Source organism: Superficieibacter sp. 1612_C1 (assembly GCF_015234305.1).
Lineage (GTDB): Bacteria > Pseudomonadota > Gammaproteobacteria > Enterobacterales > Enterobacteriaceae > Superficieibacter.
Genome location: NZ_JADGMI010000001.1, coordinates 609,959 through 634,731, shown reverse-complemented (window position 1 = coordinate 634,731; position 24,773 = coordinate 609,959). Strand labels below are relative to the sequence as shown.

Annotated in this window: 26 protein-coding genes; 11 read left to right on the top strand and 15 right to left on the bottom strand. The window is 55.0% G+C overall.

The window, feature by feature from the left end; all coding sequences use genetic code 11:
• Window positions 1-6 precede the first annotated feature (6 nt).
• Window positions 7-1,431 carry an SDR family oxidoreductase gene (locus tag INT84_RS03100; protein WP_194205573.1) on the top strand — a complete coding sequence of 475 codons (1,425 nt, stop codon included), beginning with the start codon at window positions 7-9 and terminating at the stop codon, window positions 1,429-1,431.
• 159 nt (window positions 1,432-1,590) lie between these two features.
• Entirely contained in the window at window positions 1,591-2,604 is a 1,014-nt protein-coding gene (locus INT84_RS03095) for an NAD(P)-dependent oxidoreductase (RefSeq protein WP_194206101.1), read from the top strand.
• 158 nt (window positions 2,605-2,762) lie between these two features.
• Here INT84_RS03095 and INT84_RS03090 read toward each other — a convergent pair whose 3' ends face one another.
• Window positions 2,763-3,593 (bottom strand): N-acetylmuramoyl-L-alanine amidase, encoded by an 831-nt coding sequence (locus tag INT84_RS03090; protein ID WP_194205572.1) that lies wholly within the window; start codon window positions 3,591-3,593, stop codon window positions 2,763-2,765.
• Window positions 3,593-3,913, bottom strand: a complete 321-nt coding sequence (locus INT84_RS03085; protein WP_194205571.1) for a heavy metal-binding domain-containing protein — start codon at window positions 3,911-3,913, stop codon at window positions 3,593-3,595. The genes INT84_RS03090 and INT84_RS03085 overlap by 1 nt, the downstream gene beginning before the upstream one ends.
• 123 nt (window positions 3,914-4,036) lie before the next feature.
• On the opposite strand from INT84_RS03085, the gene INT84_RS03080 reads away from it, so the two are divergent.
• From INT84_RS03080 to artJ, 6 genes are all read left to right on the top strand, one after another.
• Window positions 4,037-4,549, top strand: a complete 513-nt coding sequence (locus INT84_RS03080; RefSeq protein ID WP_176920607.1) for a lipoprotein — start codon at window positions 4,037-4,039, stop codon at window positions 4,547-4,549.
• A gap of 198 nt (window positions 4,550-4,747) precedes the next feature.
• Window positions 4,748-5,476 (top strand): arginine ABC transporter ATP-binding protein ArtP, encoded by a 729-nt coding sequence (gene artP, locus INT84_RS03075; protein ID WP_176920606.1) that lies wholly within the window; start codon window positions 4,748-4,750, stop codon window positions 5,474-5,476.
• 17 nt (window positions 5,477-5,493) lie between these two features.
• Window positions 5,494-6,225 carry an arginine ABC transporter substrate-binding protein ArtI gene (gene artI, locus INT84_RS03070; RefSeq protein WP_176920605.1) on the top strand — a complete coding sequence of 244 codons (732 nt, stop codon included), beginning with the start codon at window positions 5,494-5,496 and terminating at the stop codon, window positions 6,223-6,225.
• Window positions 6,226-6,231: 6 nt separating this feature from the next.
• Window positions 6,232-6,948, top strand: a complete 717-nt coding sequence (artQ, locus tag INT84_RS03065) for an arginine ABC transporter permease ArtQ (RefSeq protein WP_176920604.1) — start codon at window positions 6,232-6,234, stop codon at window positions 6,946-6,948.
• A complete protein-coding gene (gene artM, locus INT84_RS03060) occupies window positions 6,948-7,616 on the top strand; it encodes an arginine ABC transporter permease ArtM (protein WP_194205570.1) in 669 nt (222 codons plus the stop codon). Before artQ ends, artM begins: the two co-directional genes overlap by 1 nt.
• A gap of 224 nt (window positions 7,617-7,840) precedes the next feature.
• Entirely contained in the window at window positions 7,841-8,572 is a 732-nt protein-coding gene (artJ, locus tag INT84_RS03055) for an arginine ABC transporter substrate-binding protein ArtJ (RefSeq protein ID WP_194205569.1), read from the top strand.
• 197 nt (window positions 8,573-8,769) lie between these two features.
• Here artJ and INT84_RS03050 read toward each other — a convergent pair whose 3' ends face one another.
• The 11 genes from INT84_RS03050 to INT84_RS03000 all read right to left on the bottom strand — a co-directional run bounded on the left by INT84_RS03050 (window position 8,770) and on the right by INT84_RS03000 (window position 18,490).
• The gene (locus INT84_RS03050) at window positions 8,770-9,369 is read right to left on the bottom strand and encodes a hypothetical protein (protein WP_194205568.1); all 600 of its coding nucleotides are present in this window, start codon (window positions 9,367-9,369) and stop codon (window positions 8,770-8,772) included.
• Window positions 9,370-9,388: 19 nt separating this feature from the next.
• Window positions 9,389-10,516 carry a 23S rRNA (uracil(747)-C(5))-methyltransferase RlmC gene (gene rlmC, locus INT84_RS03045; RefSeq protein ID WP_194205567.1) on the bottom strand — a complete coding sequence of 376 codons (1,128 nt, stop codon included), beginning with the start codon at window positions 10,514-10,516 and terminating at the stop codon, window positions 9,389-9,391.
• Window positions 10,517-10,558: 42 nt separating this feature from the next.
• Window positions 10,559-11,032, bottom strand: a complete 474-nt coding sequence (locus INT84_RS03040; RefSeq protein WP_194205566.1) for a YbjO family protein — start codon at window positions 11,030-11,032, stop codon at window positions 10,559-10,561.
• 192 nt (window positions 11,033-11,224) lie between these two features.
• Window positions 11,225-12,070: a putrescine ABC transporter permease PotI gene (gene potI, locus INT84_RS03035; RefSeq protein WP_194205565.1), complete on the bottom strand. Its 846-nt coding sequence runs from the start codon at window positions 12,068-12,070 to the stop codon at window positions 11,225-11,227.
• On the bottom strand, window positions 12,067-13,020 hold the full coding sequence (gene potH / locus INT84_RS03030; RefSeq protein ID WP_194205564.1) for a putrescine ABC transporter permease PotH: 954 nt from the start codon (window positions 13,018-13,020) through the stop codon (window positions 12,067-12,069). The genes potI and potH overlap by 4 nt, the downstream gene beginning before the upstream one ends.
• 9 nt (window positions 13,021-13,029) lie before the next feature.
• Window positions 13,030-14,163, bottom strand: coding sequence for a putrescine ABC transporter ATP-binding subunit PotG (gene potG, locus INT84_RS03025; protein WP_176920596.1), 1,134 nt, complete (start codon window positions 14,161-14,163; stop codon window positions 13,030-13,032).
• A gap of 135 nt (window positions 14,164-14,298) precedes the next feature.
• Window positions 14,299-15,411, bottom strand: a complete 1,113-nt coding sequence (potF, locus tag INT84_RS03020) for a spermidine/putrescine ABC transporter substrate-binding protein PotF (RefSeq protein ID WP_176920595.1) — start codon at window positions 15,409-15,411, stop codon at window positions 14,299-14,301.
• 350 nt (window positions 15,412-15,761) lie between these two features.
• Window positions 15,762-16,244, bottom strand: coding sequence for a YbjN domain-containing protein (locus tag INT84_RS03015; protein WP_176920594.1), 483 nt, complete (start codon window positions 16,242-16,244; stop codon window positions 15,762-15,764).
• 87 nt (window positions 16,245-16,331) lie between these two features.
• The gene (gene rimK, locus INT84_RS03010; RefSeq protein WP_176920593.1) at window positions 16,332-17,234 is read right to left on the bottom strand and encodes a 30S ribosomal protein S6--L-glutamate ligase; all 903 of its coding nucleotides are present in this window, start codon (window positions 17,232-17,234) and stop codon (window positions 16,332-16,334) included.
• Window positions 17,235-17,283: 49 nt separating this feature from the next.
• Window positions 17,284-18,006: an oxygen-insensitive NADPH nitroreductase gene (gene nfsA, locus INT84_RS03005; protein WP_194205563.1), complete on the bottom strand. Its 723-nt coding sequence runs from the start codon at window positions 18,004-18,006 to the stop codon at window positions 17,284-17,286.
• 115 nt (window positions 18,007-18,121) lie between these two features.
• A complete protein-coding gene (locus tag INT84_RS03000) occupies window positions 18,122-18,490 on the bottom strand; it encodes an inner membrane protein YbjM (protein WP_194205562.1) in 369 nt (122 codons plus the stop codon).
• 276 nt (window positions 18,491-18,766) lie between these two features.
• On the opposite strand from INT84_RS03000, the gene INT84_RS02995 reads away from it, so the two are divergent.
• Entirely contained in the window at window positions 18,767-20,452 is a 1,686-nt protein-coding gene (locus tag INT84_RS02995; protein ID WP_176920590.1) for an aspartate:alanine antiporter, read from the top strand.
• A 61-nt stretch (window positions 20,453-20,513) separates the two neighbouring features.
• Here INT84_RS02995 and INT84_RS02990 read toward each other — a convergent pair whose 3' ends face one another.
• Complete coding sequence (locus INT84_RS02990; protein ID WP_194205561.1) at window positions 20,514-21,164, bottom strand: TetR/AcrR family transcriptional regulator; 651 nt, start codon at window positions 21,162-21,164, stop codon at window positions 20,514-20,516.
• 92 nt (window positions 21,165-21,256) lie between these two features.
• Between INT84_RS02990 and INT84_RS02985 the strand changes: the two genes are divergently transcribed.
• Window positions 21,257-22,450 carry an MFS transporter gene (locus INT84_RS02985; protein ID WP_176920588.1) on the top strand — a complete coding sequence of 398 codons (1,194 nt, stop codon included), beginning with the start codon at window positions 21,257-21,259 and terminating at the stop codon, window positions 22,448-22,450.
• Window positions 22,450-23,262, top strand: coding sequence for a Cof-type HAD-IIB family hydrolase (locus INT84_RS02980; protein ID WP_194205560.1), 813 nt, complete (start codon window positions 22,450-22,452; stop codon window positions 23,260-23,262). Before INT84_RS02985 ends, INT84_RS02980 begins: the two co-directional genes overlap by 1 nt.
• Before the next feature lie 49 nt (window positions 23,263-23,311).
• Here the strand turns inward: INT84_RS02980 and INT84_RS02975 are convergent, their stop codons facing one another.
• Window positions 23,312-24,538, bottom strand: a complete 1,227-nt coding sequence (locus tag INT84_RS02975) for an MFS transporter (protein WP_194205559.1) — start codon at window positions 24,536-24,538, stop codon at window positions 23,312-23,314.
• Between the last annotated feature and the right edge of the window lie 235 nt (window positions 24,539-24,773).

Genomic DNA, 24,773 nt, shown 5'->3' with positions numbered 1-24,773 from the left:
CACACCGTGCCGCAACGTATTCTGGTGCTGGGGGCCAGTGGCTATATTGGTCAACACCTGATCAGAGCGCTGAGCCAGCAGGGGCATCAGGTGCTGGCGGCGGCACGGCGCATTGAGCGGCTGGAGAAGATGGCGCTGCCTGGCGTCAGCTGTCATTCACTGGATCTCTGCTGGCCCAGGGCGTTACCGGAACTGCTGAAAAATAGTGAGACCGTTTACTATCTGGTTCACGGCATGGGCGAAGGCGGCGATTTTGTCGCTCATGAGCGTCAGGTTGCCCTCAACGTTCGCGATGCACTGCGCGAGACGCCAGTGAACCAGTTGATTTTCCTCAGCTCGCTCCAGGCACCGGCGCACCAGCAGTCCGACCATCTGCGCGCCCGGCAGCTCACGGCAGACACCCTGCGCGAGTCCGGTGTGCCGGTGACTGAACTGCGCGCCGGGATTATCATCGGCGCGGGTTCTGCCGCCTTTGAGGTGATGCGCGATATGGTCTATAACCTGCCCGTGCTCACCCCGCCGCGCTGGGTGCGCTCACGGACCACGCCCATTGCGCTGAATAATCTGCTGCATTATCTGGTGGCGTTACTGGATCATCCCGCTCGCGAACATCGCATTTTTGAAGCCGCCGGGCCACAGGTGCTGAGCTATCAGCAACAGTTTGAGCGTTTTATGCTGGTCAGCGGTCGGCATCGCCCGCTAATTCCCATCCCCTTCCCTACCCGCTGGATTTCAGTCTGGTTTCTGACTGTCATTACCTCGGTGCCTCCCACCACGGCAAAAGCGCTGATTCAGGGGCTCAAACACGATCTTCTCGCTGATGACGGCCCGCTCCGGGCGTTAATTCCGCAGACGCTGATCCCGTTTGATGATGCGGTGCGCAGCACGCTGGAAGAAGAAAAGAGGCTGGTTAACTCAAGCGACTGGGGTTACGACGCGCAGGCGTTCGCCCGCTGGCGGCCGGACTACGGCTATTTTGCCAAACAGGCGGGCTTTACGCTGAAAACGCCCGCCAGCCTTAGCGCCCTGTGGCGGGTAGTAAACCAGCTTGGCGGCAAGGAACGCTACTTTTTTGGCAATCCGCTGTGGCAAACCCGCGCCTTAATCGACAAGATTATCGGTCATCCACTGGCAAAAGGCCGCCCGGCGCGCCCGTTTTTGCAGCCAGGCGATGCCGTTGATAGCTGGAAGGTGATTATCGCCGATCCGGAAAAAGAGCTGGCGCTGCTGTTTGGCATGAAAGCGCCGGGGCTGGGCCGCCTTTGCTTTACTATGGAAGATAAAGGTGATTATCGGCAGCTTGACGTCCGCGCCTGGTGGCACCCGCACGGAATGCCGGGGCTGTTTTACTGGCTGTTAATGATCCCGGCGCATTTGTTCATCTTTCGCGGCATGGCAAAACGTATCGCCAGTCTGGCAGAGAAAGGGTAACAGGAGAAACGTCGGGGCGATGTTCCCGGGATATGGCCTGAGCACTAAAAACCGCACACGGTTTGCCATTAACCTCAGATTCTTTCATTTTTCCCATTGCATACCGCCGAAAATACCGGAAGAATGCGCACGAAATTCTTTAAAACACAGCGGATCGATATGAAGGTTCTGGTAACGGGCGCAACCAGCGGTTTAGGCCGAAACGCGGTCGAGTTTTTGCGTCGTAAAGGCATCAGCGTCAGAGCAACCGGTCGTAATGAAGCGATGGGCAAGCTGCTGCAAAAAATGGGCGCAGAATTCGTGCAGGCCGATCTCACTGAACTGGTCTCTTCGCAGGCTAAGGTCATGCTCGCCGGTATCGATACCCTGTGGCACTGCTCCAGCTTTACCTCACCGTGGGGAACGCAGGAGGCGTTTGATCTCGCCAACGTGCGCGCCACGCGTCGTCTGGGGGAGTGGTCCGTCGCCTGGGGCGTGCGCAATTTTGTGCATATTTCGTCACCTTCCCTGTACTTCGATTACCATCATCATCACGATGTGAAGGAAGAATTTCGCCCGCAGCGATTTGCCAATGAATTTGCCCGCAGCAAAGCGGCTGGCGAAGAGGTGATTCAGCTGCTGGCACGTGCCAATCCGCAGACGCGTTTTACTATTTTGCGCCCGCAAAGTTTATTTGGCCCCCATGATAAGGTATTTATTCCGCGTCTGGCGCAGATGATGCACCACTACGGCAGCGTTCTCCTGCCACGCGGCGGCGATGCGGTGGTCGATATGACCTATTTTGAAAACGCCATCCACGCCATGTGGCTGGCCAGCCAGCCCTCGTGCGACGCCCTGCCTTCCGGCCGTGCATTTAACATCACCAACGGCGAGCCGCAGAAACTGCATGATATTGTGCAGAAGCTCATCGACGAGCTAAATATTCACTGCCGCATCCGGTCGGTGCCCTATCCGATGCTGGATATCGTCGCCCGCAGTATGGAGCGCTTTGGCAGTAAAACCGCGAAAGAACCGACGTTTACGCACTATGGTGTGTCCAAGCTGAATTTTGATTTCACGCTGGATATTAGCCGGGCGCAGCAAGAGCTGGGGTATCAGCCGGTGGTGACGCTGGATGAAGGTATCACGCGCACGGCAGCCTGGCTGCGGGATCATGGGAAATTGCACCGCTGATCCTCACCCCAGCCCTCTCCCTCAGGGAGAGGGAGCAGTCAGTGCCTCGCGGAACGTCTGGTTGACTGCTTTTACCATAGAATGTGCCGACTGGCCGCAACCGCTCGCCGGACGGTCCCCTCTCCTGGGGGAGAGGGTTAGGGTGAGGGCGAAGAGCATCAACCCTGGCCGTATTTTTCCAGCAGCGCCTCGGCGATGGCCTGGGTTTGTGCATCTGCGACACCATCCCAGCGCGCCGGACGGAAGTGCATCTGAAACGCCATAATCACCCGTTTCTGTTGCGCCTCGGTCATTTCAGGCTTGACCTCATAACCATAGCGGGCCAGAAGATCCAGCAGCGACGCCGTGTCCACCGGCTCAGACGGCGCTCGCCCGTTCAGGTAAAACGCGACGCGCTGCGCATCAGGCCACGCGCCAATCCCCTGCTCCGCCAGCGCCTGCCAGGGAAATAACGGGCCGGGATCGTCCTTGCGCTGGGCGGCGATATCCGCATGCGCAACCACGTTCTGTGGCGCAATGTGGTAACGCGCAATGATATCTTTTGCCAGCGGCACCAGCGCGGCTATCTGCGCGGGAGTAAACGGCGCAAAATATTTTACCCCGTCTCGTTTCTGCCAGCCGCGGTTTTCCAGTTCAATGCCGATAGAGGTGTCATTAAGGCGCGTGGCCCCCCGCCAGAAACTCGCCCCGGCATGCCAGGCCAGCTCCTGCTCCGGCACCAGTTGCCAGATGCGCGGTTTACCGTTATGCCGTGGAGGCACGTCAGGTATCAGGTAGTGCGCGCTGACATGCTTGTCGGTTAAGGTTGCCAGCGAGGTGTCAAAGTCATCGGCGGTATAGTGGATCACCAGCACTTTTACTCGCGGATACGCCGCCTGTGCCGGATGCCTGACATCCAGCTGATACCCGTCTTTATCAATAATCCCTTTTTCGCCTGCGCAGCCCGTTAACAGCAGCGCCAGCGCAATACTCCATACAAAACGTCTCATTAGCGTAGTTTCACCGCCGTGCCGGAGACGCTGACCATCAGCATACTGCCGTCTTTACCCACCGTTTCGTAATCGATATCAATGCCCACCACCGCATCGGCTCCCAGCGCTTTAGCCTGCTCGCCGAGTTCCTGAAAGGCAATTTCACGGGCCTTGCGCAGCTCTTTTTCATAGGCACCGGAGCGGCCACCAACGATGTCGCGGATCCCGGCGAAAAAATCACGGAAGATATTGGCCCCGAGAATGGCTTCTCCGGTCACTACGCCACGGTATTCAGCGATTGTCTGCCCTTCGAGAGTCGGTGTCGTCGAAAATTGCATCGTCTGTCTCCTTGTTTTACGTTCAATGCCTTAGCTCTGGATGCCAAACGCATTATCGAACTGATACGCTATGCTTGAAAAGCATAACCATTATTATCGTAGATTGCTTATAAGGAAATCAGAATGCGCTACTCTGCTCTCGCTCTTTTTATCCCGTGCGCGTTGCTGTTGAGTGCCTGCACTACCGTCACGCCGGCATTTAATGACATCGGCACCCGCAGCGGCCCTTGTGTTGAAGGCGGTCCGGATACGGTGGCCCAGAAATTTTATGACGCGCGTATCCAGAACCGGAATAACGATATCACCGCGCTGCGCCCCTACTTAAGTGACGATCTGGCGAAAATGCTGAGCGATGCCAGTCGTGACAGTAGCCACAATGCGCTACTGAAATCCGATCTTTTCTCCAGTCGTAACACGCCGCCAGAAAGCGCCCGCGTTGCCAGCGCGTCGACTATTCCTAATACGGATGCGCGAAACATTCCTCTGCGTGTAGACCTGAAACAGGGCAGCGATGCCTGGCAGGATGAAGTCTTAATGATCCGCGAAGGCCAGTGCTGGGCGGTTGACGATGTGCGCTACCTCGGGGCAAGCCACGCACCGGCTGGCACACTGCGTCAGTCGCTGGAAAAACGCTAACGATTTTACCGCCTTAAATTTAAATGTCGGTCTTAGCGAAAGCGGACCGACATTTCTCCCTCGCCTCTTCCCCCGGCGCTATTTTGTGCTAAGTTTAAGATATCCTGCGGCTTATAGTTAACTTTTAACGCAGAAATATTGCATAACTATTCTGTGAAAGGTACTATTTGCGGCCTCAATTGCTACAAGACTGCCCCGATGAGTATTCAATTAAACGGCATAAATTGCTTCTACGGCGCACACCAGGCGCTGTTCGACATCACGCTTAATTGCCCGCAGGGTGAAACGCTGGTGCTGCTTGGCCCAAGCGGTGCGGGTAAAAGCTCGCTGTTGCGCGTGCTCAACCTGCTTGAGATGCCGCGTTCCGGCACCCTCAGCATCGCTGGCAATCAATTTGATTTCGCAAAAACACCGTCGGATAAAGCGATTCGCGAACTGCGCCAGAACGTCGGCATGGTGTTTCAGCAGTACAATCTGTGGCCGCACCTCACGGTGGTGCAAAACCTGATTGAAGCGCCCTGCCGGGTGCTGGGTCTGAGTAAAGCGCAGGCGATGGAACGTGCGGATAAGCTGCTTGAACGTCTGCGCCTGAAGCCGTACAGCGATCGCTATCCGCTGCATCTCTCCGGCGGCCAGCAGCAGCGTGTGGCCATTGCCCGCGCCCTGATGATGGAACCGCAGATATTGCTGTTTGATGAGCCCACTGCGGCGCTCGATCCGGAAATCACCGCGCAGATCGTCAGCATTATTCGCGAGCTGGCGGAAACCAACATCACCCAGGTGATTGTGACCCACGAGGTAGAAGTGGCGCGTAAAACCGCCAGCCGCGTGGTGTATATGGAAAATGGTTATATTGTTGAGCAAGGGGATGCAGGCTGCTTTACGCATCCGCAAACCGACGCCTTTAAACACTATTTATCACACTGAAGATCGGGAAAATGACAATGAAAAAAGTTTTGATCGCCGCGCTAATCGCCAGTGCCAGTCTTTCCGCCACGGCAGCCCAGACCATTCGTTTCGCCACCGAAGCGTCGTATCCTCCGTTTGAATCAGTCGATGCCAACAACAAAATTGTGGGTTTTGATGTCGATCTGGCGAACGCGCTGTGCAAAGAGATTGATGCCACCTGTACCTTCACTAATCAGGCGTTCGACAGCCTCATCCCGGGCCTGAAATTCCGCCGTTTTGAAGCGGTGATGGCCGGAATGGACATTACTGCGGAACGTGAAAAGCAGGTGCTGTTTACGACCCCGTACTATGACAACTCGGCGCTGTTTATCGGTCAGCAGGGTAAATTCACCAGCATTGACCAGCTGAAAGGTAAAAAAGTGGGCGTGCAGAACGGCACCACTCACCAGAAATTCATCATGGATAAACATCCGGAAATCACGACGGTGCCTTACGACAGCTACCAGAACGCCAAGCTGGATCTGCAAAACGGCCGTATTGATGGCGTATTTGGTGACACCGCCGTGGTCACCGAGTGGCTGAAAGCCAACCCGAAACTGGCAGCCGTTGGCGATAAAGTGACCGACAAAGAGTACTTCGGCACGGGTCTTGGCATCGCTGTCCGTCAGGGCAACACTGACCTACAGCAGAAATTCAATGCTGCGCTGGAAAAAGTGAAGAAAGATGGGACGTACGAGACCATCTACAACAAATGGTTCCAGAAGTAATCTTTGATGAACGAATTCTTTCCTCTTGCAAGCGCCGCCGGGATGACCGTCGGCCTTGCCGTTTGTGCGCTGGTCATTGGCCTGGCGCTGGCAATGCTGTTCGCGGTCTGGGAGTCAGTAAAATGGCGTCCCGTCGCGTGGCTGGGCACGGCGCTGGTGACGATTATGCGCGGGCTACCGGAAATCCTGGTGGTCCTGTTTATCTATTTTGGCTCCTCACAGCTACTGCTGACGCTGTCTGATGGTTTCTCGATTAACCTCGGCTTCACCCAGATCCCGGTGCAGATGGAGATTGAAAACTTTGACGTCAGTCCGTTCCTGTGCGGCGTCATTGCGCTTTCCTTACTCTACGCTGCCTATGCTTCGCAAACCCTGCGCGGCGCGCTGAAAGCAGTGCCGATGGGACAGTGGGAATCGGGTCAGGCGCTGGGCCTTTCTAAGAGTGCGATCTTTTTCCGCCTGGTGATGCCACAAATGTGGCGGCACGCGCTGCCGGGTCTCGGCAATCAGTGGCTGGTGCTGCTGAAAGATACCGCGCTGGTGTCGCTTATCAGCGTTAACGATTTGATGCTGCAAACCAAAAGCATCGCCACGCGAACTCAGGAGCCCTTTACCTGGTATATCGTGGCGGCGGCGATTTATCTGGTGATTACGTTATTGAGCCAGTACATCCTTAAGCGTATTGACCTGCGCGCGACGCGTTTTGAACGGAGGCCGGGCTGATGTTTGAGTATTTACCTGAGCTTCTGAAGGGACTGCATACCAGTCTGACGCTGACGGTGGCTTCGATTGTTGTTGCCCTGATCCTGGCGTTGATTTTCACCATTATCCTGACGCTAAAAACGCCGGTACTGGTGTGGATCGTGCGTGTCTATATCACCCTCTTTACCGGTACGCCGCTGCTGGTGCAGATCTTCCTGATTTACTACGGTCCGGGCCAGTTTCCGACGCTACAGGATTATCCGCTGATCTGGCACTTAATTTCCGAGCCGTGGCTGTGCGCGCTGATCGCCCTGTCGTTGAACAGCGCCGCGTATACCACGCAGCTGTTCTACGGTGCCATCCGGGCGATTCCGGACGGCCAGTGGCAGTCCTGTGGCGCGCTGGGAATGAGTAAGAAAGACACCCTCGCGATTTTGCTGCCCTATGCGTTTAAACGTGCCCTCTCCTCATATTCCAACGAGGTGGTGCTGGTGTTTAAAAGTACCTCTCTGGCCTACACCATCACGCTGATGGAAGTGATGGGACATGGCCAGCTGATGTACGGACGCACCTACGACGTGATGGTATTTGGCGCAGCGGGTTTGATCTATCTGGTGGTCAACGGCCTGCTAACCCTGCTGATGCGTCTGATTGAGCGCCGCGCGCTGGTGTTTGAGCGCCGTAACTGAGCATAAGCCGTCGCATGATGCTGCATCCCGATCTGCCGGGAACCTGCGATGCCGATTGCATAAGCATGAAAACCCTCAGCGGATAAGCCTCTCACTTATCCGCTTTTTTATGCCATTAAAACAATAAATACTCATTTATATTGCATACAAATTCAAATAGTGGCATTGTATTTTTACGCCGCTTACCGGCACACCACATAAGATTGACCGACGGGAGCTTCATCATGAAAAAGTTAGTTCTGGCCGCACTACTTGCCACTTTCGCAGCGGGCGCGAGCGCCGCAGACAAAATCAACTTTGGCGTCTCTGCTACCTATCCTCCTTTTGAATCGCTGGATGCCAGCAACCAGATCGTTGGGTTTGATATTGACCTGGCAAAAGCCCTGTGCACCCAAATGCAGGCCGATTGCACCTTTACCAATCACGCGTTTGACAGCCTGATCCCGTCGCTAAAATTCAAAAAATATGATGCGGTGATTTCCGGAATGGACATTACGCCTGAACGTAGCAAACAGGTTGCCTTTACCCAGCCGTACTACGCTAACTCCGCGGTGGTTATCGCGAAAAAAGATGCTTACAAAACCTTTGCCGATTTGAAGGGCAAACGTATCGGGATGGAAAACGGCACCACGCATCAGAAATATATTCAGGATAAGCATCCGGAAGTCAAAACCGTGGCCTATGACAGCTATCAGAATGCGATTATAGACCTGAAAAATGGCCGTATTGATGGCGTATTTGGCGATACCGCCGTGGTCAACGAGTGGCTGAAAACCAATCCGCAGCTGGGCACCGCAACCGAGAAAGTGACGGACCCGCAGTACTTCGGCACCGGCCTTGGCATTGCCGTTCGCCCGGATAATAAAGCGCTGCTGGAAAAACTGAACGCCGCGCTGAAAGCGATTAAAGATAACGGTACGTATCAAAAAATCAGCGACCAGTGGTTCCCGCAGTAAGTTTTCAGGCCCGATAAGCCGAACGTGCCCGGCGGCGCTTCGCTTGCGCGGGCCTACAGATGAACGGCGAACTTCGGTGGAATTTTGCTTGCAGCGGGATTAACTGACTGAAAGGGCTGGATTTTCGTAGGCCGGGTAAGGCGTAGCCGCCACCCGGCATAAAAGGCACCGCAGCCGAAAATTGTTTGGGCTGACGATCACACCGCGGTCCACATCCGCCCCTTGCGCTCCCCGGTCATCGGCAACGCGTTCAGCAACAGCACGGCATCCCGCACGGTGATCACCGGACCGGAAAACCCTTCCGTGCCCAACAATTCAGTGCTGCGCCCGGCTCTGTGCGCCATCTCTTCCAGGGTATCCAGCAGATCCTCGTCATCTTCCAGCATAAACTCATCTGCCAGGCGGTCGTCAGCGAAAATCGGCACCGTAAACCCATCCGGGCCGTCCCGGTTTACCCCTTCACTCAACACATTCCAGACGGCACGGATAATCCACGTATCCACCTCACGCGAATCAAAGCTGCGGGCAAAATCACAGATACTGTAATCCCTGCGCTGCTGAGCCAGCGTACGAAGATGCACACGCCACTGGCGGTTACCCCGGATACTGGCAATCACCAGCCACGCCACGAGAGCCGAAATAAAAAAAATCAGCGGGTCGCCATCAATGATAAAAGCCGCAACCATACGATAAAACCCGTACAGAAGCGCGGCGCATAGCAAAGCAATCACCAGCCAGCCGGTTGCATTGAACCGTGCCTGTGGCGCAGCAAAAAGAAAACGTGAAGGCGTTCGCATACCTTTCCCTCTGGTAATGTTAATCGCGCATGAGTAGCGTCAACACTTCATAATGGGCAGTATGCGGGAACATGTCAAAAAGTTGTACGCGCGCAATCCGATAGCCCGGAAGTTGCTGCAAATCTTTCGCCATCGTTTGTGCGTTACAACTGGAGTAGATAATAAATGACGGGGCCATCTTGCTGAGATAATCACATAGCGCCTGACCAATCCCCCGGCGTGGCGGGTTGACCAGCACCAGATCGGGAACATCGCCCTGCCCGGTCGCAAACGCCGTGGAATCCAGCGCCTGAAAATGCAGATTATGCAGCCCCAATTGCTCAGCGGATTGTCTGGCGCAGGCAATCGCTTCCGGGGCAATTTCTATTCCCGTCAGTTTCATCTCAGGCGTGGCACAATGCAGGCCGAAGCCGCCAACACCGCAGAACAGATCCCACATATGCTGTACCGGCAATTCCCGCACCCACGCGCGGGCAGTGGCATACAGACGGCTGGCAACGGTCGGGTTAGTCTGGAAAAAACTCTGCGGGCGGATCCACAGCGGCACGTTATTAAATTGCTCGGCCAGCGCCTGCTGATCGGTGAGGAAGATCTCTTTCTCACCTTCCATAATCGCCATATGGACCGGCTGAATATTCACTGAAATCACGTTTAGCTGCGGGAGTTGCGCCTGTAATGCTGGTAGCGCCGCGCTCAGCTGTGCCAGTTTCGCTTCGGAACGCAGGACGAAGCGTAACATCATCCCGCCATCCTGCTGGCTTTCGGTCAGCAACAGATATTTCAGCTCTCCGCGTTTACGCGCCACGTTATAGGGCGTCAGCCCGGCGCGGGCAATAAAAGGTTTAAGCGCGGAAAAAACCGCCGAGAAGGAAGCGGGATAGAGCGGACAGGAGGTGAGATCTTCCGGCGTACCATCGCGGTGCAGCATGCCGAGCAGCGGCTTTTCCACGCTGCCACTTACCACCATTTTGGCCTTATTACGAAATGCCTGCTCCGGTCCACTTACCGGCGCGCACCACTCTCCCACCGATAGCGTGCCGAGCAATGCACGAAGATCGGCCATTTTGGTGGAGAGTTGATCGGCAACCGGCTGATCAATCCACTGACAGGAGCGACAGCGACCGGCGTCATAAAGTGCGCACTGCATAATAAAACCTTCTGAATTTCAGGGGCGGCGATTGTACCACTGTTATTGCAGACGGAAAAAGCGGCGGCTGGGCGACGGGAGAAAAAGCAGCATCAGGACCATAATATCCGGCAATTTCTGCATCACTAACGCGTGAAAAATTTCACCCCGGCTCTCTCCGGCGATGCTGAAAAGTTCCGGATAACCGTAGCCAATGGAAGCGGCCCACAAATACGCACCTGCTGACGCCTGGGCGAACAGATAGAGCCAGCGCGCCCAGCTTCGCCCCTTGACCACTGAGAAAGCACAGAGGATATCGACAAACAGCAGCACCAGACTCGCCATAAACACCAGCGTCAGGCTCCAGGTCTGGGCGCTACGAAAGATCAGTTCCTGGAGTCCTTTCCAGCCCAGCAGGTTAAACAGCATCAGCAGGTCAACGCAGCGAATCAGGATGATCGCAATCGCCGCCACCTGCACCAGGGCAGGGACGTTCAGACGAGCGCCAGAGCGGCGAGTTTTAGTAAAAAATCCCAATATGGTCGCCTTCCATGAAAAACGGTGCCGCTAAAAGGCGGCACCGACAGACTGCTGACAAAAGGGATGGTCAGGGGAAACGCCAAGATTGGGTTCCCGGAGGGAGGCCCCACCCGGCGGTCGCCCCGCGTTCCACGGACGGTTTGTCATCAATCGTACCGATTGCCCATTTCTGCAAAGATTTTAGGCGCATCATCCGCGTCTTGCACGCTGGATATCTCTCGTCCGCTGCTTTTCTGCGCGCGCCATCAAACACCAGGCGATAAATCCGACAATTCCGACCACGCCAAGGATCAGCGTTGCCAGCGCATTAATCTCCGGGTTAACCCCCATCCGCACGCTGGAGAAGACTAACATGGGCAACGTCGTCGCCCCCGGACCCGACACGAAGCTGGCAATCACCAGATCGTCCAGCGACAGGGTAAATGCCAGCAGCCAGCCAGAAACCACCGCCGGCATAATCATCGGCAGGGTAATGACGAAGAAAACCTTCAGCGGCGCGGCACCCAGGTCCATCGCCGCCTCTTCAATCGAACGATCCAGTTCGCGCAGACGCGACGAAATCACCACCGCCACGTAGGCAGTACAGAAGGTAACGTGCGCCAGCCAGATAGTGAGCATGCCGCGATCGGCAGGCCAGCCAATCGCATGCGCCAGCGCAACAAACAGCAGCAGCAGCGACAGGCCGGTGATCACATCCGGCATCACCAGTGGCGCAGTGATCATAAAGGCGAAACCGTTCGAGCCGCGAAAACGGCCAAAGCGCACCATCACCACCGCGGCAATCGTCCCGAGGATCGCCGCCATCGTTGCCGCACAGGCGGCGATGGTTAAGCTCAATCCCACCGCGCTCATCATCGCGTCGTCGCGAAACAGCTCACCGTACCAGCGCGTTGACCAGCCTGCCCACACCGTCACCAGTTTTGAGCTGTTGAAGGAGTAAACGACCAGCATCAGCATTGGGGCATAGAGAAACGTAAACCCGACGATCAGAATAAGAGTTCGCCACGGCGAGCGTACTACCGGCAGATTATTCATCCGTTCTCCCCCACCGTTTTTTGTTGATGCTTATGGAACCACATGATCGGCACGATCAGCAGCAAAAGCATCACGATTGCCACCGCAGACGCGACCGGCCAGTCGCGATTATTAAAGAACTCCTGCCACAGCACGCGACCGATCATAATGCTGTCCGGGCCGCCGAGCAGTTCGGGGATCACAAATTCCCCAACCGCCGGAATAAACACCAGCATCGACCCGGCAATAATCCCGCCTTTGGTTAGCGGCACGATCACGCTGAAAAAGGTCTTCATCGGACGTGCGCCGAGATCCAACGCCGCTTCCACCAGCGAATAATCAATACGCGTCAGCGCGGTATAAATTGGCAGCACCATAAACGGCAGATAGGCATACACGATGCCGATATAAACCGCCAGATTGGTATGTAGGATAGTCAGCGGCTGATCGATAACCCCGAGCCACAGTAAAACGTTATTCAGCACGCCGTTGTTTTTGAGTATGCCCATCCACGCATACACGCGGATCAAAAACGACGTCCACGACGGCAGAAGTACCAGCAGCAGCAAAATATTGCGCGTTGAAGGCTTGCTGTGCGCGACGGCCCAGGCCATCGGGTAGCCCAGCGCCAGACAGCACAACGTTGAAATCGCCGCCACCTGCAACGACTGAAGATAGGCTTCAAAATAGAGCGGATCGTCGGTCAGTTGCAGAAAATTACCGAGATTGAGGGTAATCGACAGTTGCCCGTCCGCCCATTCCATAAGATCGGTATAGGGTGGAATGGCACGCGCCATCTCCGCGAGGCTAATTTTAAAGACAATCAAAAACGGCAGCAGAAACAGCAAGGTCAGCCAGAGATAAGGCAGCGCGATCACCAGCTTACGCCCGTGCTTCATCTGCATTTTTGCCAGCCAGCGTGCAACACCGCCTGGTTGACGGGCGCGAGCCGGGGGTTCTAATGTACTCATTGCCGCTCCTTAAACCGTCAGTACCACACAGCTATCTGCGTCCCAGCACAGACGCACCTCATCGCCCCAGGTCGGCGTCCCTTTGCGATAGCGATGATCGTTCTGTAGCTGAGCGCTCAGCATCTGCCCGCTTTTTAGCCGCACGTGGTAAATCGACAAATCGCCGAGATAGGCAATATGCACTACCTCACCCACGGCGAAGTTGAAACCGTCCGCCGGGACCTCATCGCAGAGCATGATTTTTTCCGGACGCAGGGCGATGTAAACCGGAACGTTATCAACCACGGAGGCGTCCGGATCGACTTTCAGCGGATGGACCAGCCCCGGTGATTCAATGATCAGGCCATCGTCTTCCCGCGATTTCAGCAATCCTTCAAACACGTTTACCGAGCCGATAAATTCCGCGCTGTAGCGGGTGGTGGGATGCTCGTAAATCTCTTCCGGCTCGCCAATCTGGGCGAATTTTCCCCGGTTCATAATGGCGATGCGCCCGGCCATGGTCATCGCTTCCTCCTGATCGTGCGTCACCATCACGCAGGTTGCACCGACGCGCTCCAGAATATCCACCACTTCAAGCTGCATCCGGTCGCGCAGTTTTTTATCCAGCGCGCCCATCGGCTCATCCAGCAGCAGCAATTTGGGACGTTTCGCCAGGCTACGAGCCAGCGCCACGCGTTGCCGCTGACCGCCGGAAAGCTGGTGCGGCTTGCGTTTGGCGAATTCCTGCATATGCACCAGCGCCAGCATTTCCGCCACTCGGGCACTGATTTCGCTTTTCGGCAGCTTATCCTGCTTCAGGCCAAAGGCGATATTTTGCTCAACGGTCATGTGCGGGAAAAGCGCATAGGATTGAAACATCATATTGATGGGACGTTGATACGGCGGCACATGGGCCAGGTCCACGCCATCGAGAACAATTTGCCCGGCGGTGGGCTGTTCGAAGCCTGCCAGCATGCGCAACAGCGTGGATTTACCACAGCCGGACGCGCCCAGCAGGGCAAAGATTTCGCCTTTATAGATAGTCAGGCTGACATCGTCCACGGCATGCTGACCGTCGAAAGATTTCGTCAGATTGCGGATTTCCAGCAGCGGTGTCAGCGCTTTACGGGTTTTCGCCTGCGGGCGGAGGATCGCGTCATTCACTCAGTTGCTCTCCGGCATAAAACAAAAATGGTGCAAATGCATCAGGATGGTGCGAGGTACCGGACAACGAAGCGTGCCCGGCCAGGAGAAGAGGTTGCCCGCCAGCGTTAACGTCGCGGGCAAACTTATCCGCCGTTATTTACCGCTTTTCACCTTCGTCCACGCACGCGTTCTCACGCGATCGATTTTGGGTTCCTGAACGTTAAGGGTAAACATTTTCGCGCGCACATCGTCCGGCGGATAAATCCCCGGATTATTGCGTACTTCAGCGCTGACCAGCGGCGTCGCGGCTTTGTTGGCGCTGGCGTAATAAATGTGATCCGAAACGTGGGCAATCACATCCGGGCGCAGCAGATAGTTGAGGAACTGATAAGCCTCCTCTTTATTTTTCGCATCCGCAGGCATTGCGAAGACATCAAAGAACGCCAGTGCACCCTCTTTCGGAATAGAATAAGCAATGTTTACGCCATTTTTCGCTTCTTTAGCGCGATTTGCAGCCTGCAACACATCCCCCGCCCAGCCGATAGCCACGCAGGTATCACCATTTGCCAGATCGTTGATGTACTGCGAAGAGTGGAAGTAGCGAATATTCGGCCGCAGCTTCAGCAGCAGATCGGTTGCCGGACCCGTGTAGTCATCCGCTTTAGTACTGTTAGGATCTTTGCCCAGGTAGTTCAGCACGGTGGCGAAAATTTCTTCCGGCGCGTCGAGGAATGAAACGCCGCAGCTTTTCAGCTTCGCCAGGTTTTCCGGCTTCATCACCAGATCCCAGCTGTTAACCGGGGCATCAGCGCCGAGCGCGGCTTTCACTTTCTCAACGTTATAGCCAATGCCAGTGGTGGCCCACATATAGGGCATGGCGAATTTATTTTCCGGATCGTGCTTTGCAATCAGCTTCAGCAGGTCCGGATCGAGATTCTTCCAGTTTGGCAGTTTGCTTTTATCCAGCGGCTGAAATACGCCAGCGGAAAGCTGGCGCTCAAGGAAACTGGCCGACGGCACCACCAGATCAAACCCGGTACTGCCCGCCATCAGCTTGCCTTCCAGCACTTCGTTAGAATCAAACACGTCGTACACGACCTTGATCCCGGTCTCTTTTTCGAAATTAGCCACCGTGTCCGGGGCAATATAGTCAGACCAGTTATAGACATGTAACGTTTTTTGCTCAGCCGCGAGCGTGCCAGCAGAGACGGCCATCAGCGCACCCGTAACCAGACCTGTTAACCATTTTTTACTCAAGGCGGTCATATCTCTTTTCCTTCTCAGCGTTCGTTAACAAACGAACAAAAATGTATGCATTTCAGGATATGCAAGATTCGTGCATATTTTCTCGGACACGCTGACCAGAAGAGAAGACCCTCTTCCTGGAAGCATTACTCGCTACTTTAAGCCCGGCAAGAATAACTTTAGCCAGAGTGCGAGGCTATAGCCCAGATTAAAAAACGCCGTTTATCAATTTTTTATGCAGTTTTTGTCTATGGGATAAGGCAAAACATCGTAAAGGGAGGTGAATAATTCTTTAAAAGGAGGTTAAAAGCAGAATAAAAACAGGTAATACGCAGCCGCGCTGGTGGCGACTGCGCTATTCAGAGAAAGGATCAGTGAAGAAAATGGTACTGGATATCTTCCTGCGGCGTTTCTTCCGTTTCTTCGCCCGTAAAGAGAAGCTGGTTTGCGCCCGCCTCGAGGATCACCATGGAGATCTGTTCTTCACTGTGGCTCAGGAACCAGGCAAACTGCTCTTTGGTTACGCCGACGGCGGCAGAGAGCGAGTGGCACACCACCAGCTTGGGCAGGTTATCATCCTGAATATCGAGGAACGCTTTTACGGTCAACGAACTGGCATTAATAGCCGATAAGTCGCAGGCCAGCGGCAGCAGCGCGGAAGGCTTCACCTCCGCCAGGGCTGAGAACAGAATGATATTATCGATAATATCAACTTTGGCATCAAAGATGCCGTCGAAATTCTGCATGTGCGGGAGGTGCAACGCCTGACAGGTATCACACTCGAAAAAGCTAATGCCCAATTCGTCGAGCCATTGACGTAGCGTATCCAGACCCGGAACGACGAGTGAATCCATAGTGCGTACGACCTCATGAAATAAAATATCAGCGCCATAGCTTACGCAAAAAGCGCCGCGCATACCATGATGCGCTGTGAAAATGCGTTATCCGCCGATTTTAAGACAGAAACCTGGCGTTGCCTGGCATTCTATCCACTGGATCATGCGGGCCGCAATGTCGATACCGCTGGTTTTCTCAATGCCTTCCAGACCGGGTGAAGCGTTGACCTCCATCACCAGCGGCCCACGGTTAGCCCGCAGGATATCGACGCCAGCCACGTCAAGGCCCAGCGTTTGCGCGGCAGTAATGGCAATTTCCCTTTCGCGATCGGTGATGGTGGCGATCCTTGCGACGCCACCCCGGTGCAAATTCGAGCGAAAATCGCCCTCTTTGGCACAGCGCTCAATCGCCGCGACTACTTTATCGCCCACCACCAGGCAACGAATGTCGCGCCCTTTCGCTTCCGCGATATATTCCTGAACCAGGATGTGCGCGTTCAGCCCGCGAAACGCATCAATGACGCTTTCCGCTGCCTGACGCGTCTCCGCCAGCACCACGCCGATGCCCTGCGTGCCTTCTACCAGCTTCACGACCAGCGGCGCGCCTCCCACCATCTCGATAAGATCGCTGGTGTCATCCGGCGAATGTGCCATCCCGGTGAGCGGCAAATCGATGCCTTTACGCGCCAGAAGCTGCATGGAGCGTAGCTTGTCGCGCGCACGGGAAATCGCGACAGATTCATTCAGCGGGTAGCTGCCGAGCAGTTCAAACTGCCGCAGGGCCGCCGTACCGTAAAAGGTAATGGCTGACCCGATACGTGGGATCACCGCATCATAATGCGGTAACTGGCGGCCTTTATAGTGAATAGAGGAGACCGAGGGATTGATATTCATATAGCAGGAAAGCGGATCGAGAATATCAACGATATGGCCGCGCTGCATCGCGGCCTCGCGCAGACGTTTACAGGAATAGAGCGTTCCGTCCCGGGACAAAATGGCAATTTTCACCCTTTACCTCTCTGAGAAAACCTGAAGATCCGGCGTATAATACCGATTCTTAGCGCGTTGCCCATCCCTGCTTATGCAAATAATCGAGGATAAAGGGGCGGCTTTCTTTAATGATGGTGCGGCGAATATGATCGCTCCACGTATCGCGGCGGGTGTTGCTGTCGCGATGTAAATAGTAATTCGCCAGTTCGTCATCGTACTGCGCCAGCACCTGTGCATCTAGCGGCTGATAGTGATTTTCATGAACCAGCATCGCTTCCGGCATGCGCGGTTTGACATCTGGATCGTCCGCAGGCCAGCCGAGGCATAATCCGAACAGCGGCAGCACGTATTTCGGCAGCTGGAGCAGTTCGGTCACGGCCTCAATACTGTTACGGATCCCACCAATATATACCCCACCCAATCCCAGCGACTCCGCCGCCGTCATGGCATTTTGTCCGAGCATCGCCGTATCCACCGCGCCTAACAAAAGCTGTTCGGCAAGCCCGAGCTGCGCATCGGGGCAAATTTGCAGATTGCGATTAAAATCGGCGCAAAAAATCCAGAACTCCGCTGCCTCGGCGACATGTTTCTGTCCGCCGGTCAACGTTACCAGCGACTCGCGCATCTGGCGGTCGGTAATGCGTACAATGGAGCTACACTGCAAAAAACTGGAGCTGGAGGCCGACTGAGCGCTGGCGATGATAGCGTGACGCTGCTCGTCAGAGATGGGGCGATCGGTGAAATGGCGAATTGAGCGATGGCTGCGCAGAAGATCGATAGTCGGCGTCATTACATTTTCCTGTCTGGCGAAAAAAAGATTATCGCTTCCCCGCGCTGCTACAGGCGGGAGAGCGATACCAGTATAGGGTATAACTTCCCGCCGGTAGTTAGCCAGAGATAAGCGGTTACTTGTCTTTACCTTCCAGCAGCGAACTGATAAACAGAAAACATAATGCCCCCAACGCGCACCAGAATACGGCACTCAGCAGCCATGCAAGCTCCTGCCAGAATGAACGGTGAGTGGCAAAAAACAGATGCATCACCACCAGACACAGCGGAGCCGCCAAAACAGCCCCCAACAGCGGACGTAATACACGCTGACGGGTTGACATAAAGCTGGCAACCGCGCCCGGCAGGATAAAAAACAACAGTCCCAGTTCCGGATTACCTGCCGCACGAAACGCACCGTGCATTTTCATTGCCAGCCCAAAACACACAACAATGAAAAGTAAAAAGCAACAGATAACGCCGGCCCAACCCCGTTCTGACTTCAAAGGATCCTCCTGACTCTTCCTCTACCAAACCTACTTTTAACCTTTTCAGGACCTGGTCAGATAAAGCATTACGGCATCCCCTGCCCAAAAAAGCGCCCATATGAGCACATACGATTCTCACTAGCCGTTGCATTCAGGAACGATTAAACTAACGACCTGTTTTACTGTAATAAACACCGCGGATTACTTTTACTGTTCTTATGAATCCGCGTCAAAACAGTAGCCCAAAATACTTTCTCTTTCAACAAGTTACTCGTAAACAAGAAGTTAGCTTCCGTGAATATAAACGTCGCAGAATTGTTAAACGGGAATTACATCCTGTTATTATTTGTTGTTCTGGCACTGGGCCTTTGCCTGGGAAAATTGCGCCTTGGTTCGGTACAACTCGGTAATTCCATTGGCGTTTTAGTTGTCTCACTATTACTGGGACAGCAGCACTTCAGCATTAACACAGATGCTCTGAATCTGGGTTTTATGCTGTTTATTTTTTGTGTCGGCGTGGAGGCCGGGCCCAATTTTTTCTCCATTTTTTTTCGCGATGGAAAAAATTACTTAATGCTGGCACTGGTAATGGTCGGTAGCGCACTGCTGATCGCCCTGGGGTTAGGTCGGCTATTTGGCTGGGATATCGGCCTGACGGCCGGTATGTTGGCAGGTTCAATGACCTCAACGCCGGTGCTGGTGGGTGCCGGGGATACGCTCCGCCATTCGGGTATGCAGGGCAGCCAGCTATCTCAGGCGCTTGATAACCTGAGCCTGGGGTATGCCCTGACCTATTTAATTGGTCTGGTCAGCCTGATTTTCGGCGCGCGCTATCTGCCGAAGTTGCAGCATCAGGATTTACAGACCAGCGCCCAGCAGATTGCCCGTGAGCGTGGTCTGGATACCGACGTAAACCGTAAAGTATATCTGCCGGTGATCCGCGCCTATCGTGTCGGCCCCGAACTGGTCGAATGGGCCGACGGTAAAAACCTGCGCGAGCTGGGGATTTATCGCCAGACAGGCTGCTATATCGAACGCATTCGTCGCAACGGTATCCTGGCAAGCCCGGACGGCGACGCCGTACTGCAAATGGGCGATGAGATTGCGCTGGTGGGCTACCCCGATGCCCACGCCCGTCTCGACCCCAGCTTCCGTAATGGTAAAGAAGTCTTTGACCGCGATTTGCTGGACATGCGCATCGTCACGGAAGAGATCGTGGTGAAAAACCACAACGCCGTAGGCCGCCGCCTGGCACAGCTTAAGCTTACCGATCACGGCTGCTTTTTGAACCGGGTGATCCGCAGCCAGATCGAAATGCCAATTGACGATAACGTCGTGCTCAACAAAGGCGACGTCTTACAGGTGAGCGGCGATGCAAGGCGCGTCAAAACCATCGCTGACCGTATCGGCTTTATTTCTATCCACAGTCAGGTTACCGACCTGCTGGCCTTCTGCGCGTTTTTCATTGTCGGTCTGATGATCGGCATGATCACCTTCCAGTTCAGCTCGTTCAGCTTTGGCGTGGGCAACGCCGCCGGGCTGCTGTTCGCCGGTATCATGCTCGGCTTCTTGCGTGCCAACCACCCCACCTTCGGCTACATCCCGCAGGGCGCACTGACGATGGTCAAAGAGTTTGGCCTGATGGTCTTTATGGCTGGCGTCGGGTTAAGTGCCGGTAGCGGCATCGGCCATGGTCTCGGCGCGGTAGGTGGACAAATGCTGATCGCCGGGCTGATTGTCAGCCTGGTCCCCGTGGTTATCTGCTTTTTATTCGGTGCTTACGTGCTGCGGATGAACCGCGCGATGTTGTTTGGTGCCATGATGGGCGCGCGAACCTGCGCGCCTGCGATGGAAATTATCAGCGATACGGCCCGCAGTAATATTCCGGCGCTGGGCTATGCGGGCACCTACGCTATCGCCAACGTACTCCTCACCCTGGCAGGGACACTGATTATCGTGATCTGGCCCGGCATAGGATAAAACTGAAGTTTGCAGCATAACGAAAATTTTTTGCAACCGCGGAGAACTTTTCCTTTGGGCGCTAGTCATAATTAGTGCCACTGCTTTTCTTTGATGTCCCCAATTTGTGGAGCCCATCAACCCCGCCGTTTTGGTTCAAGGTTGATGGGTTTTTTGTTGCCTGAGATTCATCCCCACCCGCAATTCTTGCCACCATGCAGCGTATTTCATCCCGCGTCAGCGGCTGGCGGTCAATGACAAAATGCAGCGTCATCCCTTCAATAAACGCGTCCAGCGCGCGGGCAGTGACCGGCTCAAACCAGTACTCCAGCGTTTGTTGGCTACGGCGCATCCAGTTTTGCATGATGCCCTTTAACGCCGGCTTTTTGCTCATATAGGCATAAAGCTGATACATCAGCTCCATGTTTCTGACGGTAGTCATCTGGGCGCTGAAGATCAGTTCGGCTACCGCCTCCGCCGCCTGCTCGCGATTTTGTACATCCTGAAAAAAAGCCAGATACTGAACGGACATTTGCCCGGTGAAACCGCTGAACGCCTCTTCCAGCAGGGCATCAATACCGGCGAAATAGTAGGTCAGCGATCCCAGCGGCACACCGGCACACTGCGCGATTTTTCGATGTGTGACCGCGTTAATGCCGTGGGCGGCGATCGTTTCCAGCGTCGCCTGAAGAATTTTCTCCCGGCGCAGCGGATCATTGGGCGGACGAGCCATTAGAATTCCTCATATCCAGTTTATGTACAAATGTACACGGAGTTGCTAGTGTTGTCTGCGGTGATATTTTTAGCGCATAGGGAAAAATAGCCATGACGCCTCGCAAGGCCCTACAGTTACGCACCTGGGCCCTTTTTACCTTCTTCTTTATACCTGGCCTGTTGATGGCCTCCTGGGCGACACGTACCCCGGCAATTCGCGATATTTTGTCGGTTTCAACCGCTGAGATGGGCGTGGTGCTGTTTGGCCTTTCGGTGGGTTCAATGAGCGGCATTTTGTCTTCCGCCTGGCTGGTCAAACGTTACGGTACCCGTAAAGTGATCCGCGCCACCATGTCCTGCGCGGTGCTGGGCATGCTGGTGCTGAGCGGGGCGCTGTGGCTTTCATCGGCGCTGTGCTTTGCCTTTGGACTGGCCATTTTTGGCGGTAGCTTTGGCGCGGCAGAAGTCGCCATTAACGTTGAAGGCGCGGCGGTTGAACGGGAGATGAATAAAACGGTGCTGCCGATGATGCACGGTTTTTATAGCTTCGGTACGCTGGCCGGTGCGGGCGTAGGTATGATGCTGACCGCGTTTGGGATTTCGGCCAATATCCATATTCTGCTCGCCGCGCTGTTCGCTATCCTCCCCATTGCGATTGCCATCAAAGCCATTCCGGATGGCACCGGCAAAAACAGCGCGGAAACGGCCGCCACGGCGGAAAAAGGACTACCGTTTTACCGCGATATCCAGCTGCTGCTGATTGGCGTGATCGTGCTGGCGATGGCGTTTGCCGAAGGCTCGGCGAATGACTGGCTGCCGCTGTTGATGGTCGACGGCCACGGCTTCAGCCCCACTTCCGGCTCGCTGGTCTACGCCGGATTCACCCTCGGCATGACGGTGGGACGCTTTACCGGCGGCTGGTTTATCGATCGCTACAGCCGGGTGGCGGTCGTGCGTGCCAGCGCGGTGATGGGTGCGCTGGGGATTGCGCTGATTATCTTCGTCGACAGCGCCTGGGTGGCGGGCATGTCGGTGATCCTGTGGGGGCTGGGCGCGTCGCTGGGCTTCCCGCTGACCATCTCTGCGGCCAGCGATACCGGACCGGATGCCCCAACCCGGGTGAGCGTGGTCGCCATTACCGGCTATCTCGCGTTCCTGGTCGGTCCGCCGCTGCTCGGCTTCCTCGGCGAGCATTATGGCCTGCGTAGCGCTATGATGGTGGTTCTGGGCCTGGTCCTGATCGCCGCCGTGGTGGCCAAGGCGGTCGCTAAACCTTCACCGGCCCCTGCTATGGAGAGTCATTGATGAGCATTAAACTTATCGCCGTCGACATGGATGGCACCTTTCTCAGCGATGCCAAGATTTATAATCGCGAGCGTTTCCTGGCCCAGTACCAGCGCATGAAGCAGCAGGGTATTCGCTTTGTGGTGGCGAGCGGCAACCAGTATTACCAGCTGATCTCCTTTTTCCCGGAGATTGCGCATGAAATCGCCTTTGTCGCCGAAAACGGCGGCTGGGTGGTCGATGCACAGCAAGATATCTTTAACTGCAATCTGCCGAAAGCCCATTTCGACGCGGTGGTTGAGCATCTGCAAACGCTGACCAATATTGAAATTATCGCCTGCGGGAAGAATAGCGCTTATACGCTCAGACATTATGACAAGGCGTTTAAAGCGATCGCTGCCCGCTATTATCACCGTCTGGAAGAGGTGGATAATTTCGATAATATTGACGATACCTTCCTCAAATTCGGGCTGAATATTCCGGATACGCTGGTACCGGAGATGCAGCAATTACTGCATACGGCGCTGGGCGATATGATGACCGCCGTGACAACCGGCCACGGCAGTATCGATCTGATCATCCCCGGCGTACATAAGGCTAACGGCCTGCGGATTTTGCAGGAGCGCTGGGGCATTGATGATAGTGAAGTGGTCGCGTTTGGCGACAGCGGCAACGATATAGAAATGCTGCGTCAGGCAGGGTTCAGTTTTGCCATGTCTAACGCCTCGCCGGCGGTCAAAGCGGTGGCTCGCTTTGAGGCTCCGCTGAATAATGATGAAGGCGTACTGGGGATTATTGATAACGTGCTGGATCGCAAGGCACCGTTTCATTAATGCCGTACCGGGTGATACTCCCCTCACCCGGCAGTTTACGTCATTTGGATTACTGAGACTGCCCCACCGCTTTGTTCTTAAGAAAGGCAATGATCAGCCCACCGTACAGAACGCCGCTCGCCAGATTGAACAGGCTAAACAGGCCATTCCCTCCCAGCAGATACGCGTGCTTGCTTAGCTCAATGCCCACGGTGAAAATCAGCATTTGCAGCATCCCCATCGCGGCGGAGACGGTCCCTTTACTGACGTCGCTGGCAAACAGCGTCAGACGCACCAGCCCGGCATTTGCCAGCCCGATACCGAAAGCATACAGGCTTAGCCCAAGGGTCATCCACAGATAAGCATGGGAAGAGACCACCGTGGCCACCGCCGACAGCAGCAGCCCGGCCACGATCGGCCAACTGCCCGTAATAATGAGCGAACGCACGGTGCGCCGTGACGTCAGCCGCGCCAGCACCAGGTTTCCCATAATCAGTGCGCTAAAAATGGGAATTTGCAGCAGGCCGTACTCATAACTGCTGGCATGTTCACCACTGATAATAATGACCGGAGACTGGGCGATCCACGCCAGCAGCGGCAGACTGACAAACCCGGTCGCCAGCGCCCCCGCCACAAATAAAGGGTTTTTCAGCACCTGCTTATAATCGTAGCCCAGCTCACCCAGCGACAGTTTTTCGCCGAGGCGCGTGGCGGTCTCCGGCATCGCACGCTGCAAACCAAAAAAGGCGATGGCCGACAACAGCGCGAAGAGAACAAACATCGTTTCCCATGGAGCGACATGCACCCACGCCGCTCCGGCCAGCGGGCCGAAAAGCGGCGCAATCAACGCGACGTTTGCCATCAGGGCAGTGATCTTAATACATACCGCCTCTTCGTAAGATTCCTGAATCGCTGCATACCCCACCGCGCCGATAAAGCACAGACTGATGCCCTGTAGAAAGCGCAGCACGGTAAATTGCTCAATATTTTGCGCCAGCAGCGTCGCCAGACAGGTCACGATGAACCACACCACGCCGGTCAGCATCACTGGACGACGGCCCAGACGGTCGGATAACGGCCCCAGCAGCCATTGAATAAACATCGCGCCAGCCATATACGCCGTCATCGACGTCGGCACCCATTCGACACCAGCCTGATACTCTTCCACCACCGCCAGCATTCCCGGCTGGATCATATCGTTGCCGATATAGGTGGAAAATTCGTAAAGCACCAGACACAGCGGAAACAGCAATGCCTGACGGCCCAGGCGCTTGCCGGAAGATAAACGGTTTTGCATGAAATCTCTTAAATAACGAAAAAACGCGCCCGATGATCGGACGCGTGGAGAAGCAAGGGGGAGATTATAACCGGGAAAAGCAAATATGAAATCCCGGCGGTTTAAGGTTCGCTTAATCTTGCCGGATTATAGTCAGAGAATACTGTCACATTACTGACATAATGCTTATCAGCGATCCGCTAACGGACAGACTATTAAGACAAAACCGCTTTACCGCTTCGCGATGGACTTTTAA

What these genes read in the sequence shown, in the direction of transcription:
- INT84_RS03095 (WP_194206101.1), top strand. Translation starts at nt 1,591, where the DNA reads ATGAAGGTTCTGGTAACGGGCGCAACCAGCGGTTTAGGCCGAAACGCG.
- INT84_RS03090 (WP_194205572.1), bottom strand. Translation starts at nt 3,593, where the DNA reads ATGAGACGTTTTGTATGGAGTATTGCGCTGGCGCTGCTGTTAACGGGC.
- INT84_RS03085 (WP_194205571.1), bottom strand. Translation starts at nt 3,913, where the DNA reads ATGCAATTTTCGACGACACCGACTCTCGAAGGGCAGACAATCGCTGAA.
- INT84_RS03080 (WP_176920607.1), top strand. Translation starts at nt 4,037, where the DNA reads ATGCGCTACTCTGCTCTCGCTCTTTTTATCCCGTGCGCGTTGCTGTTG.
- artP (WP_176920606.1), top strand. Translation starts at nt 4,748, where the DNA reads ATGAGTATTCAATTAAACGGCATAAATTGCTTCTACGGCGCACACCAG.
- artI (WP_176920605.1), top strand. Translation starts at nt 5,494, where the DNA reads ATGAAAAAAGTTTTGATCGCCGCGCTAATCGCCAGTGCCAGTCTTTCC.
- artQ (WP_176920604.1), top strand. Translation starts at nt 6,232, where the DNA reads ATGAACGAATTCTTTCCTCTTGCAAGCGCCGCCGGGATGACCGTCGGC.
- artM (WP_194205570.1), top strand. Translation starts at nt 6,948, where the DNA reads ATGTTTGAGTATTTACCTGAGCTTCTGAAGGGACTGCATACCAGTCTG.
- artJ (WP_194205569.1), top strand. Translation starts at nt 7,841, where the DNA reads ATGAAAAAGTTAGTTCTGGCCGCACTACTTGCCACTTTCGCAGCGGGC.
- INT84_RS03050 (WP_194205568.1), bottom strand. Translation starts at nt 9,369, where the DNA reads ATGCGAACGCCTTCACGTTTTCTTTTTGCTGCGCCACAGGCACGGTTC.
- rlmC (WP_194205567.1), bottom strand. Translation starts at nt 10,516, where the DNA reads ATGCAGTGCGCACTTTATGACGCCGGTCGCTGTCGCTCCTGTCAGTGG.
- potI (WP_194205565.1), bottom strand. Translation starts at nt 12,070, where the DNA reads ATGAATAATCTGCCGGTAGTACGCTCGCCGTGGCGAACTCTTATTCTG.
- potH (WP_194205564.1), bottom strand. Translation starts at nt 13,020, where the DNA reads ATGAGTACATTAGAACCCCCGGCTCGCGCCCGTCAACCAGGCGGTGTT.
- potF (WP_176920595.1), bottom strand. Translation starts at nt 15,411, where the DNA reads ATGACCGCCTTGAGTAAAAAATGGTTAACAGGTCTGGTTACGGGTGCG.
- INT84_RS03015 (WP_176920594.1), bottom strand. Translation starts at nt 16,244, where the DNA reads ATGGATTCACTCGTCGTTCCGGGTCTGGATACGCTACGTCAATGGCTC.
- nfsA (WP_194205563.1), bottom strand. Translation starts at nt 18,006, where the DNA reads ATGACGCCGACTATCGATCTTCTGCGCAGCCATCGCTCAATTCGCCAT.
- INT84_RS02990 (WP_194205561.1), bottom strand. Translation starts at nt 21,164, where the DNA reads ATGGCTCGTCCGCCCAATGATCCGCTGCGCCGGGAGAAAATTCTTCAG.
- INT84_RS02985 (WP_176920588.1), top strand. Translation starts at nt 21,257, where the DNA reads ATGACGCCTCGCAAGGCCCTACAGTTACGCACCTGGGCCCTTTTTACC.
- INT84_RS02980 (WP_194205560.1), top strand. Translation starts at nt 22,450, where the DNA reads ATGAGCATTAAACTTATCGCCGTCGACATGGATGGCACCTTTCTCAGC.
- INT84_RS02975 (WP_194205559.1), bottom strand. Translation starts at nt 24,538, where the DNA reads ATGCAAAACCGTTTATCTTCCGGCAAGCGCCTGGGCCGTCAGGCATTG.